Source organism: Marinitoga arctica (genome assembly GCF_054657315.1).
Genome location: NZ_BAAHYY010000002.1, coordinates 48,469 through 73,400, shown reverse-complemented (window position 1 = coordinate 73,400; position 24,932 = coordinate 48,469). Strand labels below are relative to the sequence as shown.

Sequence of the window (24,932 nt, the reverse complement as noted above, 5' to 3'; positions counted from 1 at the left end):
CCACTGAGGAAACAAATATTATTTATTTTGAAGACTTTCTAAATACCTTTCAACTAAAACCTTTTCTAATAATTCAGGGTCTTCCTTTTCTATATTAACAGCATAATGTCCCTTGTAAACTCCAGGTTTCCCTTTAAAAACAGGAGTATCTTGAATTGTAATATTTATTGGTTCATCATTAAATGAATCAAGTCTTAAAACATCTCCAATATCTATGTTGAGAAAATCACCCAATTGTATATTTGTTTCACCTAAAATAGCTTTCACTTCCGCTTTAGTCATTAATACTGAATTTTTTAATTTTTCAATCTGTTGCGGCGTAGTTTTTCTGTCTGGTGACCATAATCTTGTTGTTAATTTTTCGTTAATTGGTTCTAATAATGATGATGGCCAACAAACATTAATAAATCCTTGTATATCCCTAAAATTAATAGATAAAGTAATTAAAACTGTCATTTCATTTGGAGCCGCTATTTGAACAAATTGCGGATTGAATTCTGTTTTTTCAAGTATTGTATCAAAAGGAACTATTGTTGCCCATGCTTTGCTCAAAGCTTTAATTAAAGATAATCCTTCTTTTCTTAAAATAGAAAGTTCTAATTCTGTAGGTGTTCTAAGTGTTTCTAATGGAATACCTGGACCTCCTAATAGTTTATCGACTAAAACATATCCAATATCCAACCCCATTTGAAAAACTGCACTACCTGGCAATATATCTGTAGAAAAAATAGATATAAATGTTGGACTTGTTAGTGATTGTTGAAATTCACTAAAAGTTATTTGGTCAACACTTGCAAAAGTAACGTTTACATACGATCTAGCACGAGAAGATAAATACGTCGAAACGTCTCTAGCATAATTTTCATGAATTAATTGTAATGTCCTTAATTGTTCTTTAGAAAATTTCATTGGCCTTCGGAAATTATATTCCCGAACATTAGCCATAATATCTTCTTCTTCATTTACATTGGAAACAGATAATGATCCTGCCTCCATAGCATGCAATAAGGCATCAATTTCTTCTTGAGATAATGTTTCATTATCTGGAGGCATAATTTCACCACCTTTTGTCAATAAGCTGAAGTTATTACCACTATATCTATTATAACTTGAATAACACCGAATTTTTCTTTTTCGCCAACAAATCCTGTAATTTCATTAATAGCATTTTTTATTTGATTTTTTAAAATCTCTCTTCCTTCTACTGTCGTTAAATCTTCACGCGTTTTAGTAATAAATATCAAACCAACTGCTTCTAATATTTCCACATTATATTGTGCAATCGCTTCTCTACTTTCATCACTACCTACTTTTAATTGTAATGCATTTACAATTGCTATTTCGTTCCCACCTTTTAGCATGAATTGTCTTTGATGGCCTTCTCTAATTACTTCTGCTAATCCTATTTGAACCCTTTGTTGAACACCTTGAGCTTGTTGTTGTGCCTGTTCTTGAGCTTGTTGAACTATGTTCTTCCCTAAAATATTAATTAAAAAGAACGCTCCACCAAGAGATAATATAACTGAAACTACAATTGCAATTAATAATAATAATAATATATTAGGACCTTTTTTCCCCTCTTGTATTTCTTCTTTAACTTCTTCATCTGGCATTTTTCCACCCCACTATCTCAAACGCTGTCTTAAAATTAATAAATCAATTCTTCTATATTTTTTTCTTAATGTTTCTAATTCATCCTTATATTTATTATCTAATTCTTTTTCTTTTAATTGCATATCGGCTAGATTTATTTTTCCTTGTTCAAAATCTTCCTTTAATTTTAACTTTTGGGCTTCAATTAAAGATTTTAAATTATTTATATCTTTTTTTATTGATTTATCTCCTACTGCAATAGGAAAAAACCTTTCTGAATTATAATAATACTCCGGATCAAACTTTCCTTCTTTTACTTCGGCTAATCTTTCTAATGTTCTTTTTTGCTTCATTTCATCAGCATAAAACTTTGCAATACTTGCAGCTCTTGCTGCACCTAAATGCCAATTGGAAGGATAAACCGATATTTTTGTTGGTGGTCTATCATCGGTAAATCCATATATTTCTATTGCATTATTAGAATGTTCTAAAATAATTATACCTAATTTATATAACAATTCTTTTGCATCAGCTGTTAATTGAGCACTTCCAGGTTCAAAAAACGCCATATCCTGCATTTTTATTATTGTTCCTTTATCATTTTCTTCAATAGTAATTCTCCCTTTATACTTAGGATTATCTTGAAGGCGAAAAAGTTCAACTCTTATACCCGGATTAGAAGTAATTAAACTTTCTTCAGATAAACTTCTTCCACCAGTTAACACACTTGGAGGTGTACCACTAAATGGACTTCTAAAACTTACCGCAGCTTGTTGGAATTTACCTGGTGATATTGAGGACATAGAAAATAACATAACAAAAAATGTCATTAGCAATGAATTTAAATCACTAAAAGTAGCCAGCCATGCTGCTGGTGGTGGTGGCCCTTCATCTTTTTTACATTTATCAGCCATTTATATCACCCTTCTTTTTCAGATTCATATCTTTGTTTATCTATAGGAGATAAAAATGCTTTTAGCTTTTCTTCCATTAATCTTGGATTTTCTCCAGAAACTATTGATAATATTCCTTCTGTTATCATTCGTAACATATTCACCTGAGCTTTTGTCCTTCTACCTAATTTCTCAGCAATCGGCAATGAGAAAATATTAGCAACTAATGCTCCATATAATGTTGTAATAAGTGCAATAGCCATTTTAGGTCCAATTGTGGTGGGATCATTTAATGTTTTCAACATAAGAACCAATCCGATTAAAGTACCTATCATTCCAAATGCTGGAGCTAAAGATCCCCACGTATTTAGTACTCCAGACCATTTTCCTTCTTCTTCTTCAAATAGTTCCATTTTTATCTCTAAAATTTTTCTAATTTCTTCAGGATCTGTACCATCAACTGCCGCTCTAAGACCATCTTTCATAAATTCATTCTCTAGTCCTTCTAAATCTGCTTCTAAAGAAATTAATCCTTCTCTTCGTGCTTTTTCTGCAAATGAATACAATGTTTTTAATGTTTCTACTGTATCTATTGTTGGTTCTTGAATTCCTTTTATTATGGCTTGAAAGAATTTAAACGATACTTCTTTAGGGTTTGCTATGAACATACCCCCTATTGAACCAACAACAGTAATAAAAAACGAAGGTATATCTATTAATGATCCGAAATCTGAAATTGCCCCCAATACTATAGCTGCAATAGCTAAACCAAGTCCAGCTAATGTTGATATATCCATCTAATCACCTCTTTGAAAGCCCATAGAAAAAATTTTACTTCTAAAGTCTATTATTTCTTTAATAATTTCATCTATAGATTCTTTTACAATATATATATGCCCATTATTTAAAAGAATTGTTGTATCTGGTCTTTCTTCCATTTTTTCTATCATGTCTGGGTTAATAAAAAATTCTTTTCCACCTAAATTAGTTACTTTTATCATTTACTCACCTCCGGTGAGAATACTTTTATAGCTAATATCATATTATCTCTTCAAATTAACCAATTCTGTTAGAATTTGATCTGAAGTTGTTATCACTCTTGCTGATGCTTGAAATCCTCTTTGGGCTGTGATCATTTTAGTGAATTCTTCCGATAAGTCAACATTTGACATTTCTAAAGCACCTGATACTAATGTTCCAGCACCTTCTTCACCAAATGATCCTATTTTTGCAATACCGCTATTTTCACTTTGTGTAAATAAGGAATTTCCCATATCAATTAATCCGCCTGGATTAGTAAATTTAGCTACTGCAACTTGTGCAATTAAATCTGATTTCCCATTTGAAAAAATTCCTAATATTTCTCCCAAGTCATTTATAGTAAAGTTTTGTAAAACACCTTTAGCATTTCCATCTTGGTCTGCGATGTTTACTGAATTAGGTGCAGCAAATTGTGTTAAATCATACATATTCATATTTACTTTCACTGGTCCTGCGGCAGCAACTGATGCAGGAGCCACTCTTTCATTAGGAGATTCGCCAGTACTTGCTGGGTCAAACCAAAAACCTATTGCACCATTATCATTATCTGATGTATTATAATCAACATATCCAACTGAATCTAATCTCCATCTTGAAGTTAAATATTGTCCTTTTCCATCAAAAGCTACAACACCTTCAGCCGGATCAGATGTGGTGGTCCCATCTTCAGTTATTTTGTATAATGGTTGTCCATCTACAGTTTCAGCTTTCCAATACCATGTATTATCTGAAATTTTGGAATATTTTATATTTATATCATAATCATTACCAAGAGAATCATATACTTTTGTAGAAATAACTACATTTGGATTTTCATATTCTGCAATTTTATAATTTTGGGAGTTTTCCGTGTCTATTAATCGCAATTCACCAGAAACAGGGGTTTGAATAACTTTTCTGGCTGCTATGTATCTTACTGTTCCAGATTCTGTAGCTTCACCACTTGCATTTGTTACAGTTGAAACAAATGTATCAGTAGCATTCGCCTCTATTATTGAAAGACCTGATATTGTATATTTACCGTCTGAAGATTTCCATCCGCTTTCCATTTTGGAATTAAAATCTTCTACACTATCTGCCGTTGCAGAATCTCCATTCGCATCTGTAAAAGTTACTGTTTTTAAGGATCCACTTTCCTCAACTTTCAGTGTAATAGTAACATTTCCAGTCCCATCTACACTAAAAGATATATCTCTTGGATCATAAAAAACTTCATTGTTTTGACTATCTTTCAAAGATATACCACCTAAAAATTTAACGTTTCTTTGATTTGTTCCATCAGTTAATTGTAATCTATTATCTTCATCCTGATATTTTGGAATTAATTCACCTTTTGTATCCATCATATATACTCCATCAAGGCCCCATTCAGCTTTTTCATCATTTGAAGATTGATATAATTCAATGGATAAAGCATTAGTTTGACCAACTGGTAATAATGCTACAGATTCGGAAATTCCAGAATCCAATATAAGGTTTTTTAATGTAATTTCATTACCTGCTCCATCATCTAAAGTTACTCCTTGGGCAAATAATCTATTCAAATCATAAAATGTTCCATCTGTAGTAATAGTTCCTGTGTACTGTGTTCCAGCACTATCAGTAACTGCTACAGTAACCTTATTAGGATTAGTTGCATCTCTATATATTAAAATATCTGGTCTATCAGATGCATCAATAGCTCCACTTCCATCATCATCATCTTGGGATAAAAGAGTTATTGGTGTCCCATTGCTATCTGAAACAGATATATCTCCATATGCTCTTAGTGGCCAATCTATACCATTTTTACCTAAATCAATTCTTGAACCTGCCGGAAATGACGAATTAAAATTATTTGTTGAGTTTGCTCTTACTACATGTCCAGGATAATTTGACCATCTTAATACATTTCCTATTTCGTCAAGTTCAATTTCACCATAATTACTTCCACCTAATAATTCATAATTTTTATCTGGATCTACTGTTTCTGCATGCCATCTGTATACTATTCTATCCTTATATTGCTCCGACATTAATCTTTCAAAAGTAAACTTTACAGGTACAACATCCCCTGATGCTGATTTAATTGTAAGAGTAGTTTCCTTAATACCTACATCAGAATTCAAATTATCTGACAAATTCAAAAATGTGGTTTCTCTTGCTTCCATAACAAGATTTGGAGAAATTGTAATATCTTGTATAGGCTCATTTGAATCTATATATCTTTTTCCGGTATCAGTTATTTTTGCATTCCATCCTTGTAATTTCATTCCACTTGATGGATTAACAAAATGTCCTTCAGAATCTAAAGTAAAGTTACCTGCTCGAGAGAAATATTTTGAAAGACCATCTGATAAAACAAAAAAACCTTCTCCTTTTATTGCCATATCTGTTTTATTCCCTGTATTTTGCAATGATCCTTGAGTCATAATTTTATCTATAGATGCTATTTTAGTTCCTAATCCAACCTGTGATGCATTTATACCACCAAATTGATCTCCCGCGCCTCTACTTTCAGACAATGTTTGTGATAAGGTGTTTTGAAATGTTACACGCGATGTTTTATATCCAACTGTATTTACATTTGAAATATTATTTCCAATTACATCTAATTGAGTCTGAAAATTTTTTAATCCACTTTGGCCACTAAACATTGCTCTTAACATAATAATCTCCTCCCGTATTTTAAATTTTTTATTATAATTCAGAAATTTCAATTATTTTATCTGTACTATATTTTTGTCCATTTACTAATACATAAAATTGATTATTTTCAAATTGAACAGCATCTACCTTTCCACCATCCAATCCACCTATTTTCTCTTTTTTCCCGTTTTTATATGTATAAATTTCATATTTATATTCACCATCTGCCAATCCTGTTCCATTAGTACTTTTCCCATCCCAGTTAAATGTCTTCATTCCTTCTTCTTGAATACCTAAATCTTTAGTATAAACTAAATTGTCATTTTCATCATAAATATCCACATAAACTTTAGTTGGTTCCTCAATATTATAAATAATTGCATCTGAAAATCCGCCTGTTAAATTAATTTTATTATTTTCTACAACCACTGTTTTTCCAATAAGATTAGATGCTTGAACTTTAAATAAATTCATTTGAGATGATATCATTTCTTGAAATGATTTACTCATATTCATTATTTGTTCTGTAGCAGACAATTGAGACATCTGAGATATAAATTCTTTATCATCCATTGTATTTGTCGGATCTTGATATTTCAATTGTGTCATTAAAATTTTCAAAAATGCATCTTTATCTAATTCTTTTTTAGGTTCACCATTTATACCGTTTGATGTTGGAGATAAATAATTTAAGCTATTAATTCCATTAATCATAACTTTCACCTCTTAAAAGCTCCAAAAATTGTTTTTTTCTTCCTTTATTTTTTTTATCTGATTGATTTTCTTCTTTTGGAAATTGATCATTTTTTTGATTTTTCTCTTCAAACTCTCTCTGATTTTCATCTTTTGATTCACCAAACTCTGATTTTATAGAAAATTCTACTTTCTCAAATTTTTCTCTTAAATTGATTAATAAAGGTTCCATTTTTTTCTCAATTTCTTTTTGACTATCCTTATTTTCTATATTAAATTCTATTTTCAAATTTTTTTGTGATTTTATAATAGTTATTTCAACATTTCCTAAATCAGGGGGGGTTATTTTTACTATTGTTCTTTCAAAATATCTTGGTAAATCTTGTATTTTCTCTAATGTCCCCTGAACTCTTGCAATTAATTCATTAAAAGTTACTATTTTTCCTTCTACGGACTTACCTGTATTAGATATATTTTCTAATTCTAATGCTGGATGCAAATAGTTTAAATTTTTAAATTTTTGATATTTTTTATCTTTTTTAATAAAAATTTTTGATTCATTTAAATTAGAAAGGTTATTTTGCTTTTTACTATAAGTTTTATATAAAACTGAATCAATAAATTTTATTACATCTTTTATTTTTACTTTATTAGATTTATCCTTTATTATTATTTCATGTTCCGAATCAAGTTTTTTCCTTATTGTTTTTTCAATATACATTTTATTTTTCGATGTATTCATTTGAAATTCCTTTACTTCTTTTAAATCTCTATTTCTTTCAATTAAAATATCCAAATCATTATTTGAAAATAAAACTTCAGATTTTTTACCATTTTTTTCAAAATTAGTAATTTTATTTCTAAAAACATCTTCTAATGTATTGTTAAATATTTGTTTATTTTTTTTATCTCCAACAACTTTAACTAATTTTACTAATTTAATATTTGTATTTTTGGATTTAAAAATATAAATAGCAGTTCCTGTCTTCGTATTTAATTTAATAACTTCTTTCTTTATATCTACTAAATTATTAGAAGGTAGTAATAATATTTTAGGGTTAGTTTTTTTTAGACTTTCTTTATTTATAATAGAAAACTTTATATTTTCTTTTTTCAAAGAATTTTTACCTATTTTTTCTGTATTTTTTAATAATTCTTCAACATTTTTTATTTGTCTTTTCATAGATCTATTTTCATCTATTAATAGACTTTTGTTTATCTTTTCATTTTTCATATTATTTTCTGTATTGTTTTTATTTGCGAACTCATTAGAATGCTTTTCATTATTTTTTTGCAATAATTTCTTTATTTCTTTTGTCTTTTTTTCTACTATTTCAGATAAATTTTCTATTTCTATCAGCTTTTTCAAAATATCTTTTTCCATCCATTCTATATTTTCTTCTTTTACGATATATCTTTCCCTTTGGTTAGTTAAGTTCCTCTTTTTCAGCATTTTTTTCAATTCTTCAACTTTTTCATTTAATGTTTGTGGTAATTTTTCTTCTGTCGTTAGTAGATACTTAACTACTTTATCTGTGCTTTCTTTTATTTTATATTTTTCTAATTCTAATTTACTTATACTATTCAAATCCCTTATTTTTTCATTTTTTACTTTTTGCTGTGATTTTTCATGTACATTTTGAAGTAAATTTTTCAATTCTTTTACCTCTTTTAATAACTTTGGTGGTATAATTTCTTCTCCTAAAATTAAATGTTTAACTATCTCATTTACCTTCGCTCTTATATCCTTATTTTTTTCTTCATCATATATTTTTTCTATTAGAAAATTTTCTTTTTTAGATTCATTAGCTTTTTTATTAATATTTTCTGGTAATTTTTCTTCTGATACTAACATCTCTTTTATTATTTTGTTTATCTTTTCTTTTGCTTCATTTGACATTTTTATAATTTCTGGAGATATCTTTTTTATATAATCAGATTCTTTTATATTAATCTTTTCTAACAACTTTTTTAAATCTATTATTTTGGGTTGTATATTCTCTGGTAGTTTTTTTTCTATATTTTCTATTTGTTTTATTATTGTTTTTATTTTCTCATTTATTGGATATTTTTCAGTAAAATCTTTTCCTTGTTTTTTTTCATTTTTTTGTAATAATAATTTTTTTAATTCTTTTATTTCTTTACTAATATTTTCTGGTAATTTTTCCTCTGTTATTAACATCTCTTTTATTATTTTGTTTATCTTTTCTTTTACTTCATTTGGCATTTTTATCATTTTTGGAAATATCTTTTTTAAAATTGTATTTACTTCTACTTTTAATTCTTCTGATAGTTCTTTTTCTTGGTTTATTAAATCTCTTTTTATTTCATTTGACTTTCCTTCAATTTTTTTTATTAATGTAGTTCTTGCTCCTTCTTTTAATTCTTCAGAGTCTATTTTATCTATTATTAGCAGATTTTTTATTTCATTATTACCTTTCATTTTATTTGACTCTAATATTTTTTTTAATTCTTTTATTTTAGTTTGTATATTTTCTGGTAGGTTTTTTTCTATATGTTCTAATTCTTTTATTATTGTTTTTATTTTTTCATTTATTGGATATTTTTCAGTAAAATCTTTTCCCTGTTTTTTTTCATTTTTTTGTAATAATATTTTTTCTAATTCATTTATTTCTTTACTAATATTTTCTGGTAATTTTTCCTCTGTTATTAACATCTCTTTTATTATTTTGCTTATTTTTTCTGCTTTATTTGAAGTTTTTATCACTTCTGGTGCTATCTTTTCTAAATCAACATTTTCTTTTAAGTTATTCTTATCTAATAATTTTTTTAATTCTATTATTTTAGTTTGTATACTTTCTGGTAGTTTTTTTTCTATATGTTCTATTTGTTCTATTATTGTTTTTATTTTCTCATTTTCTAGATATTTTTCATTCAAATCTTTTCCGTGAATCTTATAATTCTTTTGTAATAATATTTTTTTTAATTCTTTTATTTCTTTACTAATATTTTCTGGTAATTTTTCCTCTGTTATTAACATCTCTTTTATTATTTTGCTTATTTTTTCTGCTTTATTTGAAGTTTTTATCACTTCTGGTGCTATCTTTTCTAAAATTGTATTTACTTTCATTACTTTATTACTTTTATTATTTATTTTATTATTCTTATTATTTGCTTTTGAGGAATCTTCTTCCTTTTGTAATTGATTTATTATTTTCTCATTTATTTTCTTTACATTCAATTTTTGAATGTTTATCAGGTAAGGTCTATGCTGAAAGGTATTTTTGGAAAGTTTTAATTTCTTCCCGATAAAAATTTTCTTTAAATTGTTTTGAGAAGAATGTAATAATACTTTTTCTGATTTTAAACTTTTCTTTTTTATTTTTATAATATTCAAATCATTAAAATTTCCGGTAGTTTTAAATTTATTTTTTTTAGCTATATTTTTACTAAGATATTTAGAAAAATTATTATTTATATTTTTATCAAATGTTTTATTTACTTTTACTTTATTATTTTCATATTTAGACAATAGATTTACCAAGATATTGGTAGTCATTTTTTCCCTCCTATTTTACTTTCACCTCCCCAATCTTGGAAATTACATTAGCGGCTTTTGTTGGATTAACCTGAGCTAATGCTTGGATAATTTCCGCTGCAGTATCAGATTGTAATATCAATAATGCATTGACAATTAAATCTATACTTACTTCATCCCTTGACAAAGCTAACGCTATTTGCGCAGGTGTTGAGGAGGCGAACCATTCTGCAAGTTTATTTATTCTATATTTATAATCTTCGAAAACCTTTTTTTCTTCTTCGAATGCCTTCTTTTCTTCTTCAAATTTTTGTTTTTCTAATGCTAATTGATTAGATTCATTCTTTATTTCTTCAGATAATTTCATTAATTCCTCTGATTGTTTTTTTAATTGAGCAATCTTGGAATCAAAAGATTCTAATCTATCTTCTATTAATTTTTCTTGCATAATATAAGCATTTCCTACATCTAAATATTCATATTTTACTTTATCCTTTAGAACAGGTATCTTTTGTAGCATATAAGCTACAAAACTTTTCCAATCTTTTTCTAAGCTTAAATTAAGCATTTTTAATCTTCCAAATTCAAAATTTATATATACTAAAGTAATTATTATCAAAGTTATAAATAAAGACCAAAAAAATAATGTGATCAACTTTTTTAGTCTTCCTGGTTTTTTTTCATTCTCTTTAGCCATATTGTCACTCCTTTTCACTTTATTTTCTATTGTATAGTATATCAAATTTTTCTTTTTTTTTTAAGTCCTAATTTATTTAAAAAAAGGGGCATTTTCTTGCCCCTTTTTAGATTATCTTTATTTTGTTAAAATACAGGACCAAATCCAAACGTCCATTTAAACTTATTGTCTTTATCAAAAACACCTTCAATTCTAATAGGTCCAAGCATAGGTACTGTTAATTTAATTCCTACACCATAAGACCAAATATAATCTTTAACAAAATTATCATCATTAGCATTACCAACATCTAAAAAAGCGTATAAATCTACAGGAACATTTTCCTTATTAATTTGATACTGAATTTCAGTATTATTTAATATCATAATATTACCTGTTTTTTCAGAAAAATCGTATCCTCTTATTGTATACATTCCTCCTAAATAAAAATCATATAAATCAAAATCATCTTTTACATATCCTGTTTTAAATCTATTTGCAAAAGTGAATTTATATGTTGTTTTAAATATTTTATTTTCAATATAACCACCAAAATAATATTCATCACTTCTTAAAGTATTTATACCTCCAAAAAGTTGAATTGTATTATATAAGCCGTTATATGGTCTAAAAGGAAAGTCTAATCTAGAGTATGTATATCCTACACCACCATTTATTTGCTTTTTTATAGGGTAATTATCAGGGTTATATTTTGTTTCAGAATAGCTAAAATTAATATTTATATTATTAAAATCATTTATACTATAATTTGGATTTATTGAAAATGATATTTTATTTGAAACTGTAGCTTCACCACTAATATTTTCTTGTGGAATACCCTCATCCTCATTGTATAATCCATAATTAAAATTTGTATTAAATGAGAATTTTGTGCCATAAATATTTTTAATTCCATATCCTCCATTAAAAATATATGTTTTTGATAAAGGATTAATATTTGTTGATACATTAAATGATTGTCCATATCCAAATGGATTCGCCCATTGAAGTTCTAATTGTCCTAAAAAACCCATATACCATGGTGCATTTTCTGGAAGAGAATATGTTAGTCCTCCAATAAATTTTCCTGGTTTATTTTTTTCAGTTATATCTATTTTAAAATCTATTTTATCTTCATTTTGTTTATAAGGATATATATTTACTTTTTCAAAAAAACCTGTTCCAGATAGTGCATAATATGTATCCTGAATATCTTTTGTTTTAATAATATTCCCTGTTTTTAGTTTTATAGATGGTTTTATTAAATATTCTTTTGTTTTTTGTTTTGGAGATATCGATATAGAAATATTTCCTACTTTGTATTCTTTAATTTCGTATATTAAATCATTTGATTGATAATTTACATTTATATCCACAAACGGATATCCTAAATTATTATAATAATCTTTTAACGATTTGATACTATTTAAAATATCCATATTCGTTATTGTTGAATTTTTGGAAATATTTTCTTTTTCTAATTTACCAAATATTTCAAATGTTTTTACACTTTCATTACCTTTTATATTAATTTTATTTATTTTTGTAGGACTATCTACTATTTTTCTTAATTCTCCACTCAACACTATTACAAGATCTCCACCAGGTGTTTTCTCTACATCTATAGGGTTTATAGAAATTTTTGTATCTTTTGAGAAATATGGAAGTTGTTGCAATTTTTGAAATATATTTTGTATATCTTCTACTTTTGGATATGTTTCTTTTACATCAGATCTGAATAAAAAGAATTTTTCTTCCCAATCTTTTCTAAAATTAAACCCAAATATTTTTTTTAACTCTTTTTTATTCAAAGTGTTTATTTCATCTTTAAATTCAATATCCCATAAATCATATTCTTTAATCACATATACTAGTGTATTATTATCTACTTTTTTCTTTTTAGAAATTTCTGTAGCTTCTAAAGAAATCCCAGAAGAATTTAATTTGATATTGCTAAATACTTCTACATAAACATAACCATTTTCATTATAGTAATTTTTTATTTCTTCTATACCTTTTTTATATTCATTTACATTTAATGGGAACCCCGTTTCAGAATAAACTTTAGTCGCTATTTTAGATAAATCCAATAAATTGTCTCCTAAAACTTTGAATTCGATTTTATTTACAATTGGATTAACTTTAAATACAAATTTTAATTCACCATTTTTTTCAGAATATTCATAATTAATTTGAGAAAAATATGGATAAGTTTTTTGCATATTATCTATTGCTAATTTTATGTCTATTTCACCTATTACCGAATCATTTTTTATATCATATTTTAATAATACATTTTTTAAATCCTCTTTTATAAAAGATACATCTCCTTCAAAAACAATGTTTTTAACATTCATTAAAGCAAAAATATTAATGAAAATAACCATCATCAAAATGAATAATATCTTTTTTTTCATCTCTAAACCTCCCTAATTTCTTTTTCTAGTGTATTTATATATTTTTTTATTAATAATAATTCTTTTGGATTAGTCAAATCAAATTCGTCTTTAAAAGATTTTGTTTCAATAAAATATCCTTCTGTTTTATAAAATCTTGTTATTTTCCATCGGAATTTATCCTCACTCATATTTATCAAATCTAAAAATACACCAGGTATATCACCAATAGGTTGACAATCAATATGCTTCAAATTAAATCGAGCTAGAACTGTAGTACCTTTATTCTTTTTAGAAGAAATTCTAAAATATCCTTCTGTTTTTTCAACAGAATATTTTAAAAAAGATAATCCCAATCCAAATTTTTTCTTCCTTTCTTTTTTAGTTGTATAAAATGGATTTAAAGCCTTTTTTATTTCTTCTTGATCCATTCCTCTTCCATTATCAGAAATGCAAAATTGAAAATATTCATCTGTTTCAATTATTACTAAATATCCTTTATTCCCACCTGATTTAATAGCGTTTTCACATATATCTAATATATGATCACTAATTGTTTTTAACGTTGCCAAATAGGTATCACCTTTCTTTCAAAAATAGCTTTTTTAAAATTATTAAAATCTCTTTTTTTAACTTTAATCTTACATGATGAAATTAACTGTTCAGGAAAATGTGCATCGGTATTAAATAGAAAATTATTAAATCCCAATTTTTTAGCTTTCTTTATTTCTTCGTTATTTTTTAATTCTACTGCATCTATATTTATATTTTGTGGCGGAAATCCTAAATTTGTCACTAATCCATTAAATCTAAATATATGAGCTGGAATAAATAAAGAGTTATATTTTTTAGAGAGATTATAAATTTCTGTTATTGAAAGAGATACTGCACTTCCCAAATATGGAGAATTAATTATTTCTTTAAATTCACCCATATCATTACATAAAATCTGATATCCTAACTTTTCAGGATTATAATCTTTTATTATAAGTTTTTTTTCAATAATATCGCCAAATTCTTCAACTTCAGAAATTTTTTCAAAGTAAATTAATACGTGTACTTCTTCTTTTGTAGTAACTTCTATTCCAGGTATAACTTTGACATCTATCTTTTCTAAAATTTTTGAATATATTCTTACATGTTTTGCTGTATTATGATCTGTTATAGAAATCCAATTTATACCATTTAGATATTCCAAAAAAATGTCTGGAGACATTGTTATATCAGCACATGGTGAAATGACAGTGTGTATATGAAAATTTCCATAATATTCTGTCATTTTATTCCTCTTTTAATAAAGTATATATTAAACCCGATGTTTCAAATATATCTTTCTTACTTTTTAAAAGATTTATATTATTTTCTTTTGCTTTTTCAACTGTCTCAGATTCATATTCAAATCCTTCAGGAATAACAATTGTATTTATTTCTACAATAGAAGCTACAGCCACTATATTCGGATGTGTTTGATGCGTAATCCAAATAGAATTGGAAGGTGAATTTCTCATAATTTCACTAAGTAAATCACCAATATATCCTCTTTTTATTTCATTATCATATTTTGATATATATATAGGCTCAAAAATATTAGAATCTAATAACTTCGATATTTTCATTATTTCACCTCTTTATAAAATAACATTTCTATTATTACGCCTTTCCCAACTTCAGAAATTATTGTCATTTTATCAGAAAATCTTTTCATGTTAGGTAATCCCATACCCGCTCCAAATCCTTGGGATCTAACATTTTCAGAAGCAGTTGAAAATCCTTCTTGCATAGCTAATTCAACATTTTCTATCCCTTTCCCATAATCTTTTATTAGTAATCTTATACTATCTTCAAAATCCCAACAAAAGATTTGACCATATGATTCAGAATGAATAACTACATTTGCTTCAGCTTCATATGTAGCTATAGAAACTTTTCTAACTAATTTCTCATTAATTCCTTTTCTTTTTAAAAAAGATTTTAATTTAGTTGCTCCTATTCCAATCTTTTGAATATCATTATAATCTATCTCAAAGCTAAAAAACATCCTTTTATAGTCCAAAATTTCACCTGTTAATCTAGACATGTATTCTTCTTGATCCAGTACTTTTTTTCTTCTATTATCATGCACATATATTGTTCCTAATTTTTCAAATAACCATGATATAACATCATATTTTGTAATAATACCAATTACTTTATTTTCAGAATTGACTACGGGATATCTTCCATACTTATATTTTTGAGAAAATTTTATAAATTCTGATAATGTTTTTTCTTCACTTAATGCTTTCACGTCTTTAGTCATCCATTTATAAACAACATCTTCTAAATTCCCTTTTTCCAAAACATTTATTATATCTTCTATACTAATTATACCAACCAACTTTAATCCTTTTTTTACAACTGGAAGCCCAGATATTTTTTTTATTTTCATTATATTCTTTACTTGTTTAATGGATGTTTCAGGTGTAACCACAATAACAGGCGAAGTCATTATTTCTCCTATCTTAGTATTGGAAAAAATTTGTAATAATTTTTCCAATAATATGTTATTCTCACTTTTCATTATCTTTCACCTTGTCAGTTTGCATTGCATCTTTTATTCCCATATTATACAACTTTGCACAAGTATAATACATTGAATAATCTGTAGTTAAGATAGGTATTTCACATTCTTCTATAATTTCCAAAAAATTTTTAGGTAGTGTTTTTCCTCTAACAAATAAAATAGCATTTGCTTCTATTACAGAAGCTGTTGTCAATGTTTGCGGAGTTGCTAATCCAGTTATTATCATCATATTAGGTTTTGAAAAAGCTAAAAAATCACTCATTAAATCTGAAGCTCCAGCATATTCAATTTCAATATTATCAAGTGGTTGAGGATTATGTAAAATTCTTGCATTTAATTTTTTTATTAATTGGGATAGTCTCATTTTAATAAATCCCCTCTGTATTCAAATTTCATAAAAGCTTCATATGTCCATGGGAGCTTTTCTTCAAATATTTTTGCTAATGCTATAGCATATTGTTGAATTTCCCATTGCGCATGGGAATCTGCTCTTAAATTTAAAAAATTCATTAAACTTCGTGTATTTACTGTCCAATAAAATTGTGTGTATTGCCCTACTGGCAAAATCATTCTTGCCATTTCTCTTGCAACACCCATTTCTAGTAATTTGTTATATGTATTAAGCAAATAATCATAAGTATAATTTATAACATCTATGGCTTTGTGTTCCATATGTTTATCATTTGTTTTTACTGAACCCTGTTTATTTTTTGTATCTTGAATTCTTATATGATTTGGTATATAAAATTCTTCCGCATATTTAGTAGTATATCTTCTTGAAATTTCATTATAACTACCTATTCTATGTCTCATCCATTGCCTTGCAACGAAAATAGGTGTCTTTATATGAAATGTAAACACTTGATGTTCAAATGGACTATGATGTTTATGTTCCATAAGATAAAATAGTAATTTTTTATCCCTTTTATCACCTTTCAAATCACCAGCATATGAAACACGCGCTGCCTGAACTGCCCTTAAATCACTTCCAAATATATCTATTAATTTTACAAAACCTTTGTCTAAAACGTTAACTTCATTCATCCTCATCACCCTCTTTTCCATCTTTTAAAATCATTTCTTTTTCATTTCTTTTTTTTCTTTTTTCATAAATAATTAAAATACTAATTGATAAACTTACAAATAATAATATAGGTAACACATATTTTAACATTACTTCTATTTTTATTTCAGTTCTTAAATCTTCTAACGCTTCCATTGCTTCTTCAGAGATATTTGGATTTATTGTAATTGCTTTATTTAATGCTATTCTGGCTAATGATTTATACTTTTCTTTATCCACTTTTAACATTGATAATGCCCATTTTTCTAATATTCTAGAATTCTCAGAATCGTATTTTAGTGATTGTTTATAATAATTCATTTTTTGAATATTAGTATCAGAATAATCCCCTAATACTTCATAACTTAACAATAGTATTTTAGAATTTCTTGTTTTTGGTATTATTTTTTCAAATATTATTTGTTTAGCTAAATCTTTATTTTTCGCTTCAAAAAAATGTCTTGCTATTAACAATAGGATCTTATCTTTCACTTCAGGTTCTTTTAAATATGACATTGCTATTTTTCCAAATAAATTTTTATCTTTTAAATCCCTATTCAGATCACTACTAACTATTAAATATAATTCTATTAAACTTTTATTTTCAGGAAATTTCAAAGCACCGTCTCTCACTAAATTATATGCCTCTTCTTTATTACCATATAAATTAGATTCATACAAAAATCTTGCTTTATAAAACACAATAAATGGGGTCTCCCCCATTTTATTTTCAATATATTTAATACGCTCTAGTATTGTCTTGGCCATTTTTGGATCCCCGGTGATTTGCCATTGTTTATAGTAATATTCTATAAGTTGTGTTTTTATCAGCAATGAATCGGGATAATTCTTTTCCAAATCTTCTAACTTTTTTATGGGTTCTATTGTTGTATTAGGAGAAAAAGATGAAATTATATCAAAATACCTTTTTTCCTCAAAAGTTAATACATTATCATATAAAACCCTTAATTCATTAGAAGATTTCAAATATCCACTATATCCTGTTTCTAAATATTTTTTTAAATAACCAAAAATTTTTATACTTGCTTCTTTAGAATTTATCATTTCATCTATACTAAACTTTCTTAAATAAAACTCTCCTATATCTTCACTAAAAGCAAAAATAAAAATTGTTATTGATAATACAACTAAAAAAAATCTTTTCATATTTCCTCCTATTTCCCTGCTACATAAGCATATAATTTTATCTCATCATTTACATTCATAATTTGTACTGTACTTATAGCTTTTTCAGGATTAAATATTTTAGAGTTTACTTTTAAAACGACTCCTGGATATAGCATTTTTCTAGCTACAATAATTCCTGCTCTTTTTGATTTTTCTATTTCTTTTTTTAATAATAAAATCTTTTTTTTCTTCTCTTCCAAACTGAGTTTTAAATCTTTCGCCCTATTTATTAATTTTTTTAAATATATAATATTTTCATTCTTTACCTTTGTTTTTTTTACTTTATCTAAAAGAGTATTTATTTGTGGAGTTATATTTTTTAACCGCTCGGTCTCGATTTTAGTGGATTCTATTAAATTTTTATATTCTTCATACAATTTCGGATCTACTCCTACCTCTATTTCGGTATTAACGCCTATTGGACTTCCAATATAATATGCTTCAACTTTATTTAAAGCTTTAATAATTCCGCCAACTATTTTGCTATTATAACCGTCTAAAATCACTTCTTTAGAATAAACAACCTTACAATTTATCATTGATTTATCTATATATATTCCTTCTTCTGCCTCTAATATTGCATTTTCAGCAAATTTAGCAAAGATATTTTCTCCTTTAACATAACCTTTATTACTACCTTTTATTCCATTAACTTTTATAGTTCCCTTAGATACAACTTTTGCTGCTTCAATCTCTCCATATATCTCAATATCACCATCTGCTTCTACTACAAAATCTGGTCTAACAGAGCCATGAATAATAACCTTTCCTGGAAATTTTACATTACCTGTATTAAAATCAACATCATTATTAATTTCGTACACTTCTTCAACAGCTATATATAAAATTCCATCTATATCTTTCCTTATTATTAATTCCCCAGATGTTATTGCAATAATATATCCTTCTTCATCCCTTTCAACATTTTTTTCAAAAATAACTCTGGCAGGATCACCAGGAATACCAGGAATTTTTTGACCATACACATCTTTTCCAGGAGTCCCTAATGTTGGAGGATGAATTTTACCTATTTTTTCACCTAAATTCACAGTAATAATATTTTTTGCAAATTCTCTAAAGTCTATTTTTTCATTATTTTTTAGTTCTTTCTTTTCTTTTTTTAAACTATATAACTCTACATATCCTGGATCACCTTTTTTTGGCATTGTAGCTTCTGCAATAATGATAGATTCATTATAAGATGGATTCATAGCTAATTTTCTTATTACATCATATTTTATGCCGTGTTTTATTCCTGCTGCTTTAATAGTATTTAATAATTCTTTTTCTATAGGAATTTTCCCATCATACACCAAGGTTAAATATGCTTTTAATTTATCTTCTGATACGTTAATTTTTATTATAGCCATATTAATCCCCCAACTTTTTTATTAATGTTAATAAGTTTCCTTCTTCATTTATATTATTCCACACCATCTCATCAAAAACCTGTGTTATTATATGAACACCAAGACCATGATCTTTAATTTCATCTAAATCCCTGGATTTTACTTCTTCTATGTTTATTTTCTCTCCAAAATCACGTATATAAACTTTAAATTGATTATTATTTATCTCAAATTTTATTTTTATTTTCTTTTCTTCATTAAATTTATAAGTATGTTCTATAACATTTGCAACAGCCTCATTTAAAGCTAATTCCATAAAAAATATTTGTTCTTCATCATCATAATCGTTTAATCTCAAAAAATGCTTCATAGATTCTCTAAGAATTTTTATATATTTAGTTTTACTTAGTATTTCTATTTCAATAATTTCCATAATATCCCCCTAAATAACTATGAATTTTGATTTCCAATTTTCAATTTTATTTCTTCCACTTTTTATATTTAAATCCTTAGCTATTTCCTTTCTGATAATAATAATTTTTGGTTTAAGATCTTTCAATATGCTTAATCCAAATTTATATAAATATAAAGGCGAAATATCTTCAGGTATCTTCAACAAATCTTTATTCATTAAATGAACAAAATCGAATTTCAACTTTTCAGATAGTCTTTTTTTTCTATTCTCAAAAGATTTCTTTCTTAAATTTTCTGCTTCTACTAAAGAATATTCACATCCACAATATTGCTGTCTATAAATATTATTTATTTTACAAAATTTTGCACCCTCAGAAATTGCATTATTCGATCTAAAGTTTTCATATAAAAACTTTATACTATATTTTTTTTCTAATTCTTTTGAAATTTTCTTTATATCCTCATGACTTTTTCTTGGACTAGATAACAGTGTTGTTGAAAAAAATTCGTATCCTTTACTCTTAGCTTCTATTACAGCTTTTTCAATTCTAAAATACATGCAATTATAACATCTATTCTTTTCATCTTTTATATCTACATTTTTCATAACTTCTAAAAATTCTTTATGATTATACTCACTCTTTATTTCTTCAAAATGCCACATATCTTTTAATTTTAGAAAAGCCTTGTATCTTTTATTATATTCTTCATATGGATATATATTTGGATTATAAAAAAATGCTGTATAAATTATTCTCTTTTCTTTTAATTTCTTATGTGCCAACACCAAATCTGGCGCACAACATACATGTAAAAAAATCTTCAAAATTCAACAACTCCCTTTATTTGGTCTATTTGAGAATTGCTAATACCTACTTTTTTTAATTCTTCAAAATTATCTATTTTTTTTATACTTCTATATTTTAAAATTTTTCTTGCACTTATTTCACCTATTCCAGGTAAACTAATTAATTCCTCTAATGTTGCAGTGTTTATGTTTATTTTCTTTTCCGATTCAAGAGTATACTCTATTTGGGATAAATAAAAGTATTTCTTTATATTTTGAAATGTTTTTTCACCAATCCCACTGATCTTTTTCAAATCTTCTACAGATGAAAAACCATAATTTAAAGCATAATTTTTTATTTTTTCTGCTTTTTTAATACCTATGCCAGGTACTTTTATAAGCTCGTCAATAGTAAAATTTGCTAGATCTATCTGGATATCTATATTTATATCTTTATTATTTGAATATATATAATCTTTTTTGATATTAAATATAAATATAAATATAAATATTATTATCAATATAATGACTATCTTATTATTTTTCATTTTCATTCACACCAATTAAATCAAAACTTTTTAAAAATCTATCCTTAATGCTTAATCCAGTGAGTTGTAATACCTTTTCTTCATCTATATTATCAGAATACTTTTTTGCTATATTAATATCTGGAAATAATCCTGAGCATATTGCAAAATAGTTTTTTCCACTGTTTTGAAACCTTCCTCTATATACAAAGACTGGAATACCAGCATTTCTTAGAGTTAATGTAGTAAAAAAAGCATCTTCTTCAGTTAAATATAATCTTAACTGTACTGTAAAAACTCTTTGAATACCAAAATTTAATTCTTCAGAATAAACAGAAAATAAGTTTGTTGCTATCTTGGTTAAAAAGTATTCTTTATTGTGTTCTAATGAACTTATACTCTGAAAAAATGCATCTTTTTCATTCAATAACGTTATTCCACCTTTTTCTTCATTCTGAAAACTACTTTTAGAATTTTTTATTAAATAAAAAATATCAACTTTTTCTTTTTCTATTAAACCTTTTGGCTTAATATTCAAAAATTTGTTTATTTCTTCAAAATTAATTTTTATATTTTCATGTATTTCAGTTTTTTCAACATTTTTTTCTTCGTCTTCATCCTTTAATTCATTTATTTTTATCTCAAGATTTCTAATTTTATATTTTAAATAAAGAGCATATGACGTTGTAATAGCTAATACCAGCGGAATTATAATTAATAATATAGTTAAAAAAATCAAAGTCCAATTTTTTCGTTTTTTTATCACAAAAATCCACCTCTAAAATATTCCTTCACTTCTTTCAAAATCGTTTTTAATTCATTTTTAGTAATCCTATAGTTTATCAATTTTCCAGAAGAAGTAAAAAACACAAAATTATTTTTACAATAAAAATTTTTAAAATCTATATTTTCTATAAGTTTATACGATATATCAAAATTGCTTAATATATCTTTCTCTATTTTTTCAAAGGTTTCAAAATCAAGAAAACCATAATACCATGATATGTATAATTCTATTATAAAGCTTATTGCAAAAATTTGAGTATAATCTTTATAAAATCCATTTTCTTTATTATAAAATAATCGCACTATACTTTCTCCTGGAAAAATATTATTTTCATTTTTTAAATAATAACTCCACTGCTTCACCGCATAAAAAACAAAATCCTGTAAATCAATATTTGAAAATTCCATTTTTGAATAATTTAAAGCTAATTCTGAAATTTTAGAATTTAAAACTTTACCTAATATATAAGGAATAACAAACATATTTCTAAATTCTTTTTCAGATAATGATTCAAATAAAACTGTATCAATAACTATATTTTGAGGATATCCTTTTTGTATTAAAAAATCTTTTTTCCAATTAAAATTTAAATAATACTTTCCTTTTATTGGTAACATTATAGCAGAATTAAGTGTTGTAGGAAAAAATGTATAATTGTTTACACCAATATTTTCTAAAATATATCCAACAAATTCTAAAACACTATAACCACCAAATATATTGATGGAATTAATATTATAATTGGATAGTTTTAATATTAAGGTTAGATATTTATCCAAACTTTTCAGATTCTCATTTCCTATCAATGAAATTGAATTATTCAAATTTAATTTATTTAATATTTCAACCTTTTTATCATATATAACATAATTATTATATTTTTTATCATCTATGTATTTTTTAAAATATTTATATCCTACACTAATTTCAATTTGTCGAGAATCTTGAGTTTCAAAAAAAACTTTTTTCAATTTTTCACCTCAAATAACAAGTCCATCTAGTAGATTATCAATCACTATTCCATTTATATGTGAATCAAATCCCCCTTCTTGAATCATTAACTTTGGGATATTTAAATATGATAACATATTCCCAATTTCTTTAAAATCTTCATTCTTTAATTTAAATGTAGTTGTAAGATCCTTTTCATGTGTATTGGAACCAAATGGAACAATAAGAAAATCAGGATCAAAATCTTCTATCTCAATTAAAGCTTTTTCCAAAACACGTAAATAAGTTCTACCGTTAATTTCATCTTTTAATGGAAAATTAATATTATATCCTTTACCATTATTTTCTCCAATCTCCCATTCAAAACCAGAAGTATATGGATAATGATTAGCAGGATTCCCATGGATACTAATAGTTAAAACTGTATCATCTTCATAAAAAATTTCCTGTGTCCCATTGCCTGCATAAAAATCTAAATCTAATATAGATATGTATATATCTCCACTTTTTTGCAGATATCTTGCTGCTAATGCTGCATTATTAAAAAAAGAACCTCCCCCACAATAAGAAATACCAGCATGATGCCCTAATGGTCTTGAACAAGAATATACTAATTCTTCTCCTTCCAAAAGAAGAGATGCACCTGTAAGAGCACATTTAGCGCTTATCCAAGCCATTTCATAAGTATTTTTACTAATCGGTGTTTTTGTATCCAAACACATATCATAACCAAAAACTCGGGGGAAATATTCTTTATTATCTTCCAGTGTATATTGTTTTTCTTTTAACCAACTAACATAATCCGAAGAATGCACGAAATATAAATAAGATCTGGAAAAATCCTTAGATCCAACAAATATATTCCCATATTTTAATTGCAAAACTTCTTTTATAGTTTCTATTCTTCCAGGTTTATCTTTATTTTCAATAATTTCAAAACCATCCAATTCACCTTTTGGCGAATAAAAGACATGTCGCGGATCATAAACTACTTTCATATATTTTCCTCCATTTCGGATATAAGTTTTATCCTATTTTCATGTCTCCCTCCCTCAAAATGAGTATTCAAAAATGTATCAACTGTCCATTCAGCTAATTCAAATCCCATCGTTCTTCCACCTAAGACCAATATATTTGCATCATTATGTTGTCTTGCCAATTCAGCCATTTTAGGATAGTAAGCTAATGCAGCCCTTATCCCTTTTACTTTGTTGGCAGCAATTGACATACCAAGACCTGTTCCGCACATTAAAATACCATAATCAACTTCTTTTTTTATAACCTTTTCACTAACTTTTTTAGCAAATATTGGATAATCTACTCTATCTTCTGAATATGGCCCCTCATCTATAACTTCAATTCCTTTATTTTCTAAATATTTTTTTAAATGCTCTTTCATTTTGTACGCTGCATGATCAGAACCAATAGCTATTTTCATTTATAATCACCCCTTTAATATTTATTGTCCCAATTAAATTCAAAGTTTTTTTTTCCATAATTATCAACGTATTTTTAGAATATTCTTTATAATCCTCCTTTAAAACTAAATTAAATGTTTTCTCAGTACTAAAAATCTTAATTCCAGAAATACACTTTATATATTTAGGTTTATTATAAAGATTTACTTTTTCGTTTATATATTCACCATCTATTTCTATAATACCATATTCTTTTTTATTTTTTAATTTAATACCCCTGGAATTTCCAGATAATTCTATATATCCTTTTTTTTCTAATGATTTTAGATGAACATATATAGTAGATACACTTTTTAAATCAAAATACTTCATCATATCTCTCATGGAAGGGGGATATCCTTTTACTTGAATATAAAATTCTATGTATTCTAAAATCTTTCTTTGCTTTTCAGTAATTTTTTTCATC

The 24,932-nt window shown here is 26.1% G+C and carries 26 protein-coding genes; all 26 read right to left on the bottom strand.

All coding sequences use genetic code 11. The features are described 5' to 3' along the window. Window positions 1–18: 18 nt before the first annotated feature. The 26 genes from fliM to ACYQ44_RS00945 all read right to left on the bottom strand — a co-directional run bounded on the left by fliM (window position 19) and on the right by ACYQ44_RS00945 (window position 24,931). The gene (fliM, locus tag ACYQ44_RS01070; protein ID WP_459994624.1) at window positions 19–1,053 is read right to left on the bottom strand and encodes a flagellar motor switch protein FliM; all 1,035 of its coding nucleotides are present in this window, start codon (window positions 1,051–1,053) and stop codon (window positions 19–21) included. A 17-nt stretch (window positions 1,054–1,070) separates the two neighbouring features. Further along, entirely contained in the window at window positions 1,071–1,613 is a 543-nt protein-coding gene (locus ACYQ44_RS01065; RefSeq protein ID WP_459994623.1) for a flagellar basal body-associated FliL family protein, read from the bottom strand. A gap of 12 nt (window positions 1,614–1,625) precedes the next feature. Then, a complete protein-coding gene (locus tag ACYQ44_RS01060; RefSeq protein ID WP_459994622.1) occupies window positions 1,626–2,507 on the bottom strand; it encodes an OmpA/MotB family protein in 882 nt (293 codons plus the stop codon). 5 nt (window positions 2,508–2,512) lie between these two features. Continuing rightward, on the bottom strand, window positions 2,513–3,283 hold the full coding sequence (locus ACYQ44_RS01055; protein WP_459994621.1) for a motility protein A: 771 nt from the start codon (window positions 3,281–3,283) through the stop codon (window positions 2,513–2,515). Next, window positions 3,284–3,487 carry a flagellar FlbD family protein gene (locus tag ACYQ44_RS01050; protein WP_459994620.1) on the bottom strand — a complete coding sequence of 68 codons (204 nt, stop codon included), beginning with the start codon at window positions 3,485–3,487 and terminating at the stop codon, window positions 3,284–3,286. 42 nt (window positions 3,488–3,529) lie between these two features. Further along, window positions 3,530–6,175, bottom strand: a complete 2,646-nt coding sequence (locus ACYQ44_RS01045; RefSeq protein WP_459994619.1) for a flagellar hook-basal body complex protein — start codon at window positions 6,173–6,175, stop codon at window positions 3,530–3,532. 31 nt (window positions 6,176–6,206) lie between these two features. Further along, window positions 6,207–6,869, bottom strand: a complete 663-nt coding sequence (locus ACYQ44_RS01040; RefSeq protein ID WP_459994618.1) for a flagellar hook assembly protein FlgD — start codon at window positions 6,867–6,869, stop codon at window positions 6,207–6,209. Then, window positions 6,862–10,368 carry a hypothetical protein gene (locus ACYQ44_RS01035; RefSeq protein ID WP_459994617.1) on the bottom strand — a complete coding sequence of 1,169 codons (3,507 nt, stop codon included), beginning with the start codon at window positions 10,366–10,368 and terminating at the stop codon, window positions 6,862–6,864. The genes ACYQ44_RS01040 and ACYQ44_RS01035 overlap by 8 nt, the downstream gene beginning before the upstream one ends. A gap of 10 nt (window positions 10,369–10,378) precedes the next feature. Further along, window positions 10,379–11,044 carry a hypothetical protein gene (locus ACYQ44_RS01030; RefSeq protein ID WP_459994616.1) on the bottom strand — a complete coding sequence of 222 codons (666 nt, stop codon included), beginning with the start codon at window positions 11,042–11,044 and terminating at the stop codon, window positions 10,379–10,381. Window positions 11,045–11,169: 125 nt separating this feature from the next. Beyond that, on the bottom strand, window positions 11,170–13,440 hold the full coding sequence (locus tag ACYQ44_RS01025) for a BamA/OMP85 family outer membrane protein (RefSeq protein ID WP_459994615.1): 2,271 nt from the start codon (window positions 13,438–13,440) through the stop codon (window positions 11,170–11,172). Between the two features lie 2 nt (window positions 13,441–13,442). Beyond that, a complete protein-coding gene (locus tag ACYQ44_RS01020; RefSeq protein WP_459994614.1) occupies window positions 13,443–13,991 on the bottom strand; it encodes an ATP-binding protein in 549 nt (182 codons plus the stop codon). Continuing rightward, the gene (locus ACYQ44_RS01015) at window positions 13,979–14,698 is read right to left on the bottom strand and encodes a PHP domain-containing protein (RefSeq protein ID WP_459994613.1); all 720 of its coding nucleotides are present in this window, start codon (window positions 14,696–14,698) and stop codon (window positions 13,979–13,981) included. Before ACYQ44_RS01015 ends, ACYQ44_RS01020 begins: the two co-directional genes overlap by 13 nt. A gap of 1 nt (window position 14,699) precedes the next feature. After that, the gene (locus ACYQ44_RS01010; protein ID WP_459994612.1) at window positions 14,700–15,035 is read right to left on the bottom strand and encodes an iron-sulfur binding hydrogenase; all 336 of its coding nucleotides are present in this window, start codon (window positions 15,033–15,035) and stop codon (window positions 14,700–14,702) included. Continuing rightward, the gene (locus tag ACYQ44_RS01005; protein ID WP_459994611.1) at window positions 15,035–15,979 is read right to left on the bottom strand and encodes a CBS domain-containing protein; all 945 of its coding nucleotides are present in this window, start codon (window positions 15,977–15,979) and stop codon (window positions 15,035–15,037) included. The genes ACYQ44_RS01010 and ACYQ44_RS01005 overlap by 1 nt, the downstream gene beginning before the upstream one ends. After that, window positions 15,969–16,346, bottom strand: a complete 378-nt coding sequence (locus ACYQ44_RS01000) for a DRTGG domain-containing protein (RefSeq protein ID WP_459994610.1) — start codon at window positions 16,344–16,346, stop codon at window positions 15,969–15,971. The genes ACYQ44_RS01005 and ACYQ44_RS01000 overlap by 11 nt, the downstream gene beginning before the upstream one ends. Further along, window positions 16,343–17,026 (bottom strand): FAD-dependent thymidylate synthase, encoded by a 684-nt coding sequence (thyX, locus tag ACYQ44_RS00995; RefSeq protein ID WP_459994609.1) that lies wholly within the window; start codon window positions 17,024–17,026, stop codon window positions 16,343–16,345. The genes ACYQ44_RS01000 and thyX overlap by 4 nt, the downstream gene beginning before the upstream one ends. Further along, a complete protein-coding gene (locus ACYQ44_RS00990) occupies window positions 17,019–18,212 on the bottom strand; it encodes a hypothetical protein (RefSeq protein ID WP_459994608.1) in 1,194 nt (397 codons plus the stop codon). Before ACYQ44_RS00990 ends, thyX begins: the two co-directional genes overlap by 8 nt. A gap of 8 nt (window positions 18,213–18,220) precedes the next feature. Next, the gene (locus ACYQ44_RS00985) at window positions 18,221–19,603 is read right to left on the bottom strand and encodes a flagellar assembly protein A (RefSeq protein WP_459994607.1); all 1,383 of its coding nucleotides are present in this window, start codon (window positions 19,601–19,603) and stop codon (window positions 18,221–18,223) included. Between the two features lies 1 nt (window position 19,604). Beyond that, entirely contained in the window at window positions 19,605–20,015 is a 411-nt protein-coding gene (locus ACYQ44_RS00980; RefSeq protein WP_459994606.1) for an ATP-binding protein, read from the bottom strand. 9 nt (window positions 20,016–20,024) lie between these two features. Continuing rightward, window positions 20,025–20,822 carry an epoxyqueuosine reductase QueH gene (locus tag ACYQ44_RS00975; protein WP_459994605.1) on the bottom strand — a complete coding sequence of 266 codons (798 nt, stop codon included), beginning with the start codon at window positions 20,820–20,822 and terminating at the stop codon, window positions 20,025–20,027. Further along, window positions 20,819–21,331 (bottom strand): ComEA family DNA-binding protein, encoded by a 513-nt coding sequence (locus ACYQ44_RS00970; protein WP_459994604.1) that lies wholly within the window; start codon window positions 21,329–21,331, stop codon window positions 20,819–20,821. Before ACYQ44_RS00970 ends, ACYQ44_RS00975 begins: the two co-directional genes overlap by 4 nt. Then, entirely contained in the window at window positions 21,321–22,076 is a 756-nt protein-coding gene (locus ACYQ44_RS00965; RefSeq protein ID WP_459994603.1) for a hypothetical protein, read from the bottom strand. Before ACYQ44_RS00965 ends, ACYQ44_RS00970 begins: the two co-directional genes overlap by 11 nt. Next, window positions 22,073–23,068, bottom strand: coding sequence for a hypothetical protein (locus ACYQ44_RS00960; RefSeq protein ID WP_459994602.1), 996 nt, complete (start codon window positions 23,066–23,068; stop codon window positions 22,073–22,075). The genes ACYQ44_RS00965 and ACYQ44_RS00960 overlap by 4 nt, the downstream gene beginning before the upstream one ends. A 9-nt stretch (window positions 23,069–23,077) precedes the next feature. Further along, the gene (locus tag ACYQ44_RS00955; RefSeq protein ID WP_459994601.1) at window positions 23,078–24,046 is read right to left on the bottom strand and encodes a histone deacetylase family protein; all 969 of its coding nucleotides are present in this window, start codon (window positions 24,044–24,046) and stop codon (window positions 23,078–23,080) included. Further along, complete coding sequence (rpiB, locus tag ACYQ44_RS00950; protein ID WP_459994600.1) at window positions 24,043–24,486, bottom strand: ribose 5-phosphate isomerase B; 444 nt, start codon at window positions 24,484–24,486, stop codon at window positions 24,043–24,045. Before rpiB ends, ACYQ44_RS00955 begins: the two co-directional genes overlap by 4 nt. Next, a complete protein-coding gene (locus ACYQ44_RS00945; protein ID WP_459994599.1) occupies window positions 24,464–24,931 on the bottom strand; it encodes a LexA family protein in 468 nt (155 codons plus the stop codon). The genes rpiB and ACYQ44_RS00945 overlap by 23 nt, the downstream gene beginning before the upstream one ends. Window position 24,932 lies beyond the last annotated feature (1 nt).

Coding starts and splice junctions, on each gene's coding strand:
- ACYQ44_RS01010 (WP_459994612.1), bottom strand. CDS start 15,035: ATGAAAATATCGAAGTTATTAGATTCTAATATTTTTGAGCCTATATAT.
- ACYQ44_RS01065 (WP_459994623.1), bottom strand. CDS start 1,613: ATGCCAGATGAAGAAGTTAAAGAAGAAATACAAGAGGGGAAAAAAGGT.
- ACYQ44_RS01055 (WP_459994621.1), bottom strand. CDS start 3,283: ATGGATATATCAACATTAGCTGGACTTGGTTTAGCTATTGCAGCTATA.
- ACYQ44_RS00945 (WP_459994599.1), bottom strand. CDS start 24,931: ATGAAAAAAATTACTGAAAAGCAAAGAAAGATTTTAGAATACATAGAA.
- ACYQ44_RS01000 (WP_459994610.1), bottom strand. CDS start 16,346: ATGAGACTATCCCAATTAATAAAAAAATTAAATGCAAGAATTTTACAT.
- ACYQ44_RS00970 (WP_459994604.1), bottom strand. CDS start 21,331: ATGAAAAATAATAAGATAGTCATTATATTGATAATAATATTTATATTT.
- ACYQ44_RS01060 (WP_459994622.1), bottom strand. CDS start 2,507: ATGGCTGATAAATGTAAAAAAGATGAAGGGCCACCACCACCAGCAGCA.
- ACYQ44_RS01005 (WP_459994611.1), bottom strand. CDS start 15,979: ATGAAAAGTGAGAATAACATATTATTGGAAAAATTATTACAAATTTTT.
- ACYQ44_RS00990 (WP_459994608.1), bottom strand. CDS start 18,212: ATGAAAAGATTTTTTTTAGTTGTATTATCAATAACAATTTTTATTTTT.
- ACYQ44_RS01045 (WP_459994619.1), bottom strand. CDS start 6,175: ATGTTAAGAGCAATGTTTAGTGGCCAAAGTGGATTAAAAAATTTTCAG.
- ACYQ44_RS01030 (WP_459994616.1), bottom strand. CDS start 11,044: ATGGCTAAAGAGAATGAAAAAAAACCAGGAAGACTAAAAAAGTTGATC.
- fliM (WP_459994624.1), bottom strand. CDS start 1,053: ATGCCTCCAGATAATGAAACATTATCTCAAGAAGAAATTGATGCCTTA.
- ACYQ44_RS01025 (WP_459994615.1), bottom strand. CDS start 13,440: ATGAAAAAAAAGATATTATTCATTTTGATGATGGTTATTTTCATTAAT.
- ACYQ44_RS01015 (WP_459994613.1), bottom strand. CDS start 14,698: ATGACAGAATATTATGGAAATTTTCATATACACACTGTCATTTCACCA.
- ACYQ44_RS00980 (WP_459994606.1), bottom strand. CDS start 20,015: ATGGAAATTATTGAAATAGAAATACTAAGTAAAACTAAATATATAAAA.
- rpiB (WP_459994600.1), bottom strand. CDS start 24,486: ATGAAAATAGCTATTGGTTCTGATCATGCAGCGTACAAAATGAAAGAG.
- ACYQ44_RS01050 (WP_459994620.1), bottom strand. CDS start 3,487: ATGATAAAAGTAACTAATTTAGGTGGAAAAGAATTTTTTATTAACCCA.
- ACYQ44_RS00985 (WP_459994607.1), bottom strand. CDS start 19,603: ATGGCTATAATAAAAATTAACGTATCAGAAGATAAATTAAAAGCATAT.
- ACYQ44_RS00955 (WP_459994601.1), bottom strand. CDS start 24,046: ATGAAAGTAGTTTATGATCCGCGACATGTCTTTTATTCGCCAAAAGGT.
- ACYQ44_RS01035 (WP_459994617.1), bottom strand. CDS start 10,368: ATGACTACCAATATCTTGGTAAATCTATTGTCTAAATATGAAAATAAT.
- ACYQ44_RS01040 (WP_459994618.1), bottom strand. CDS start 6,869: ATGATTAATGGAATTAATAGCTTAAATTATTTATCTCCAACATCAAAC.
- thyX (WP_459994609.1), bottom strand. CDS start 17,026: ATGAATGAAGTTAACGTTTTAGACAAAGGTTTTGTAAAATTAATAGAT.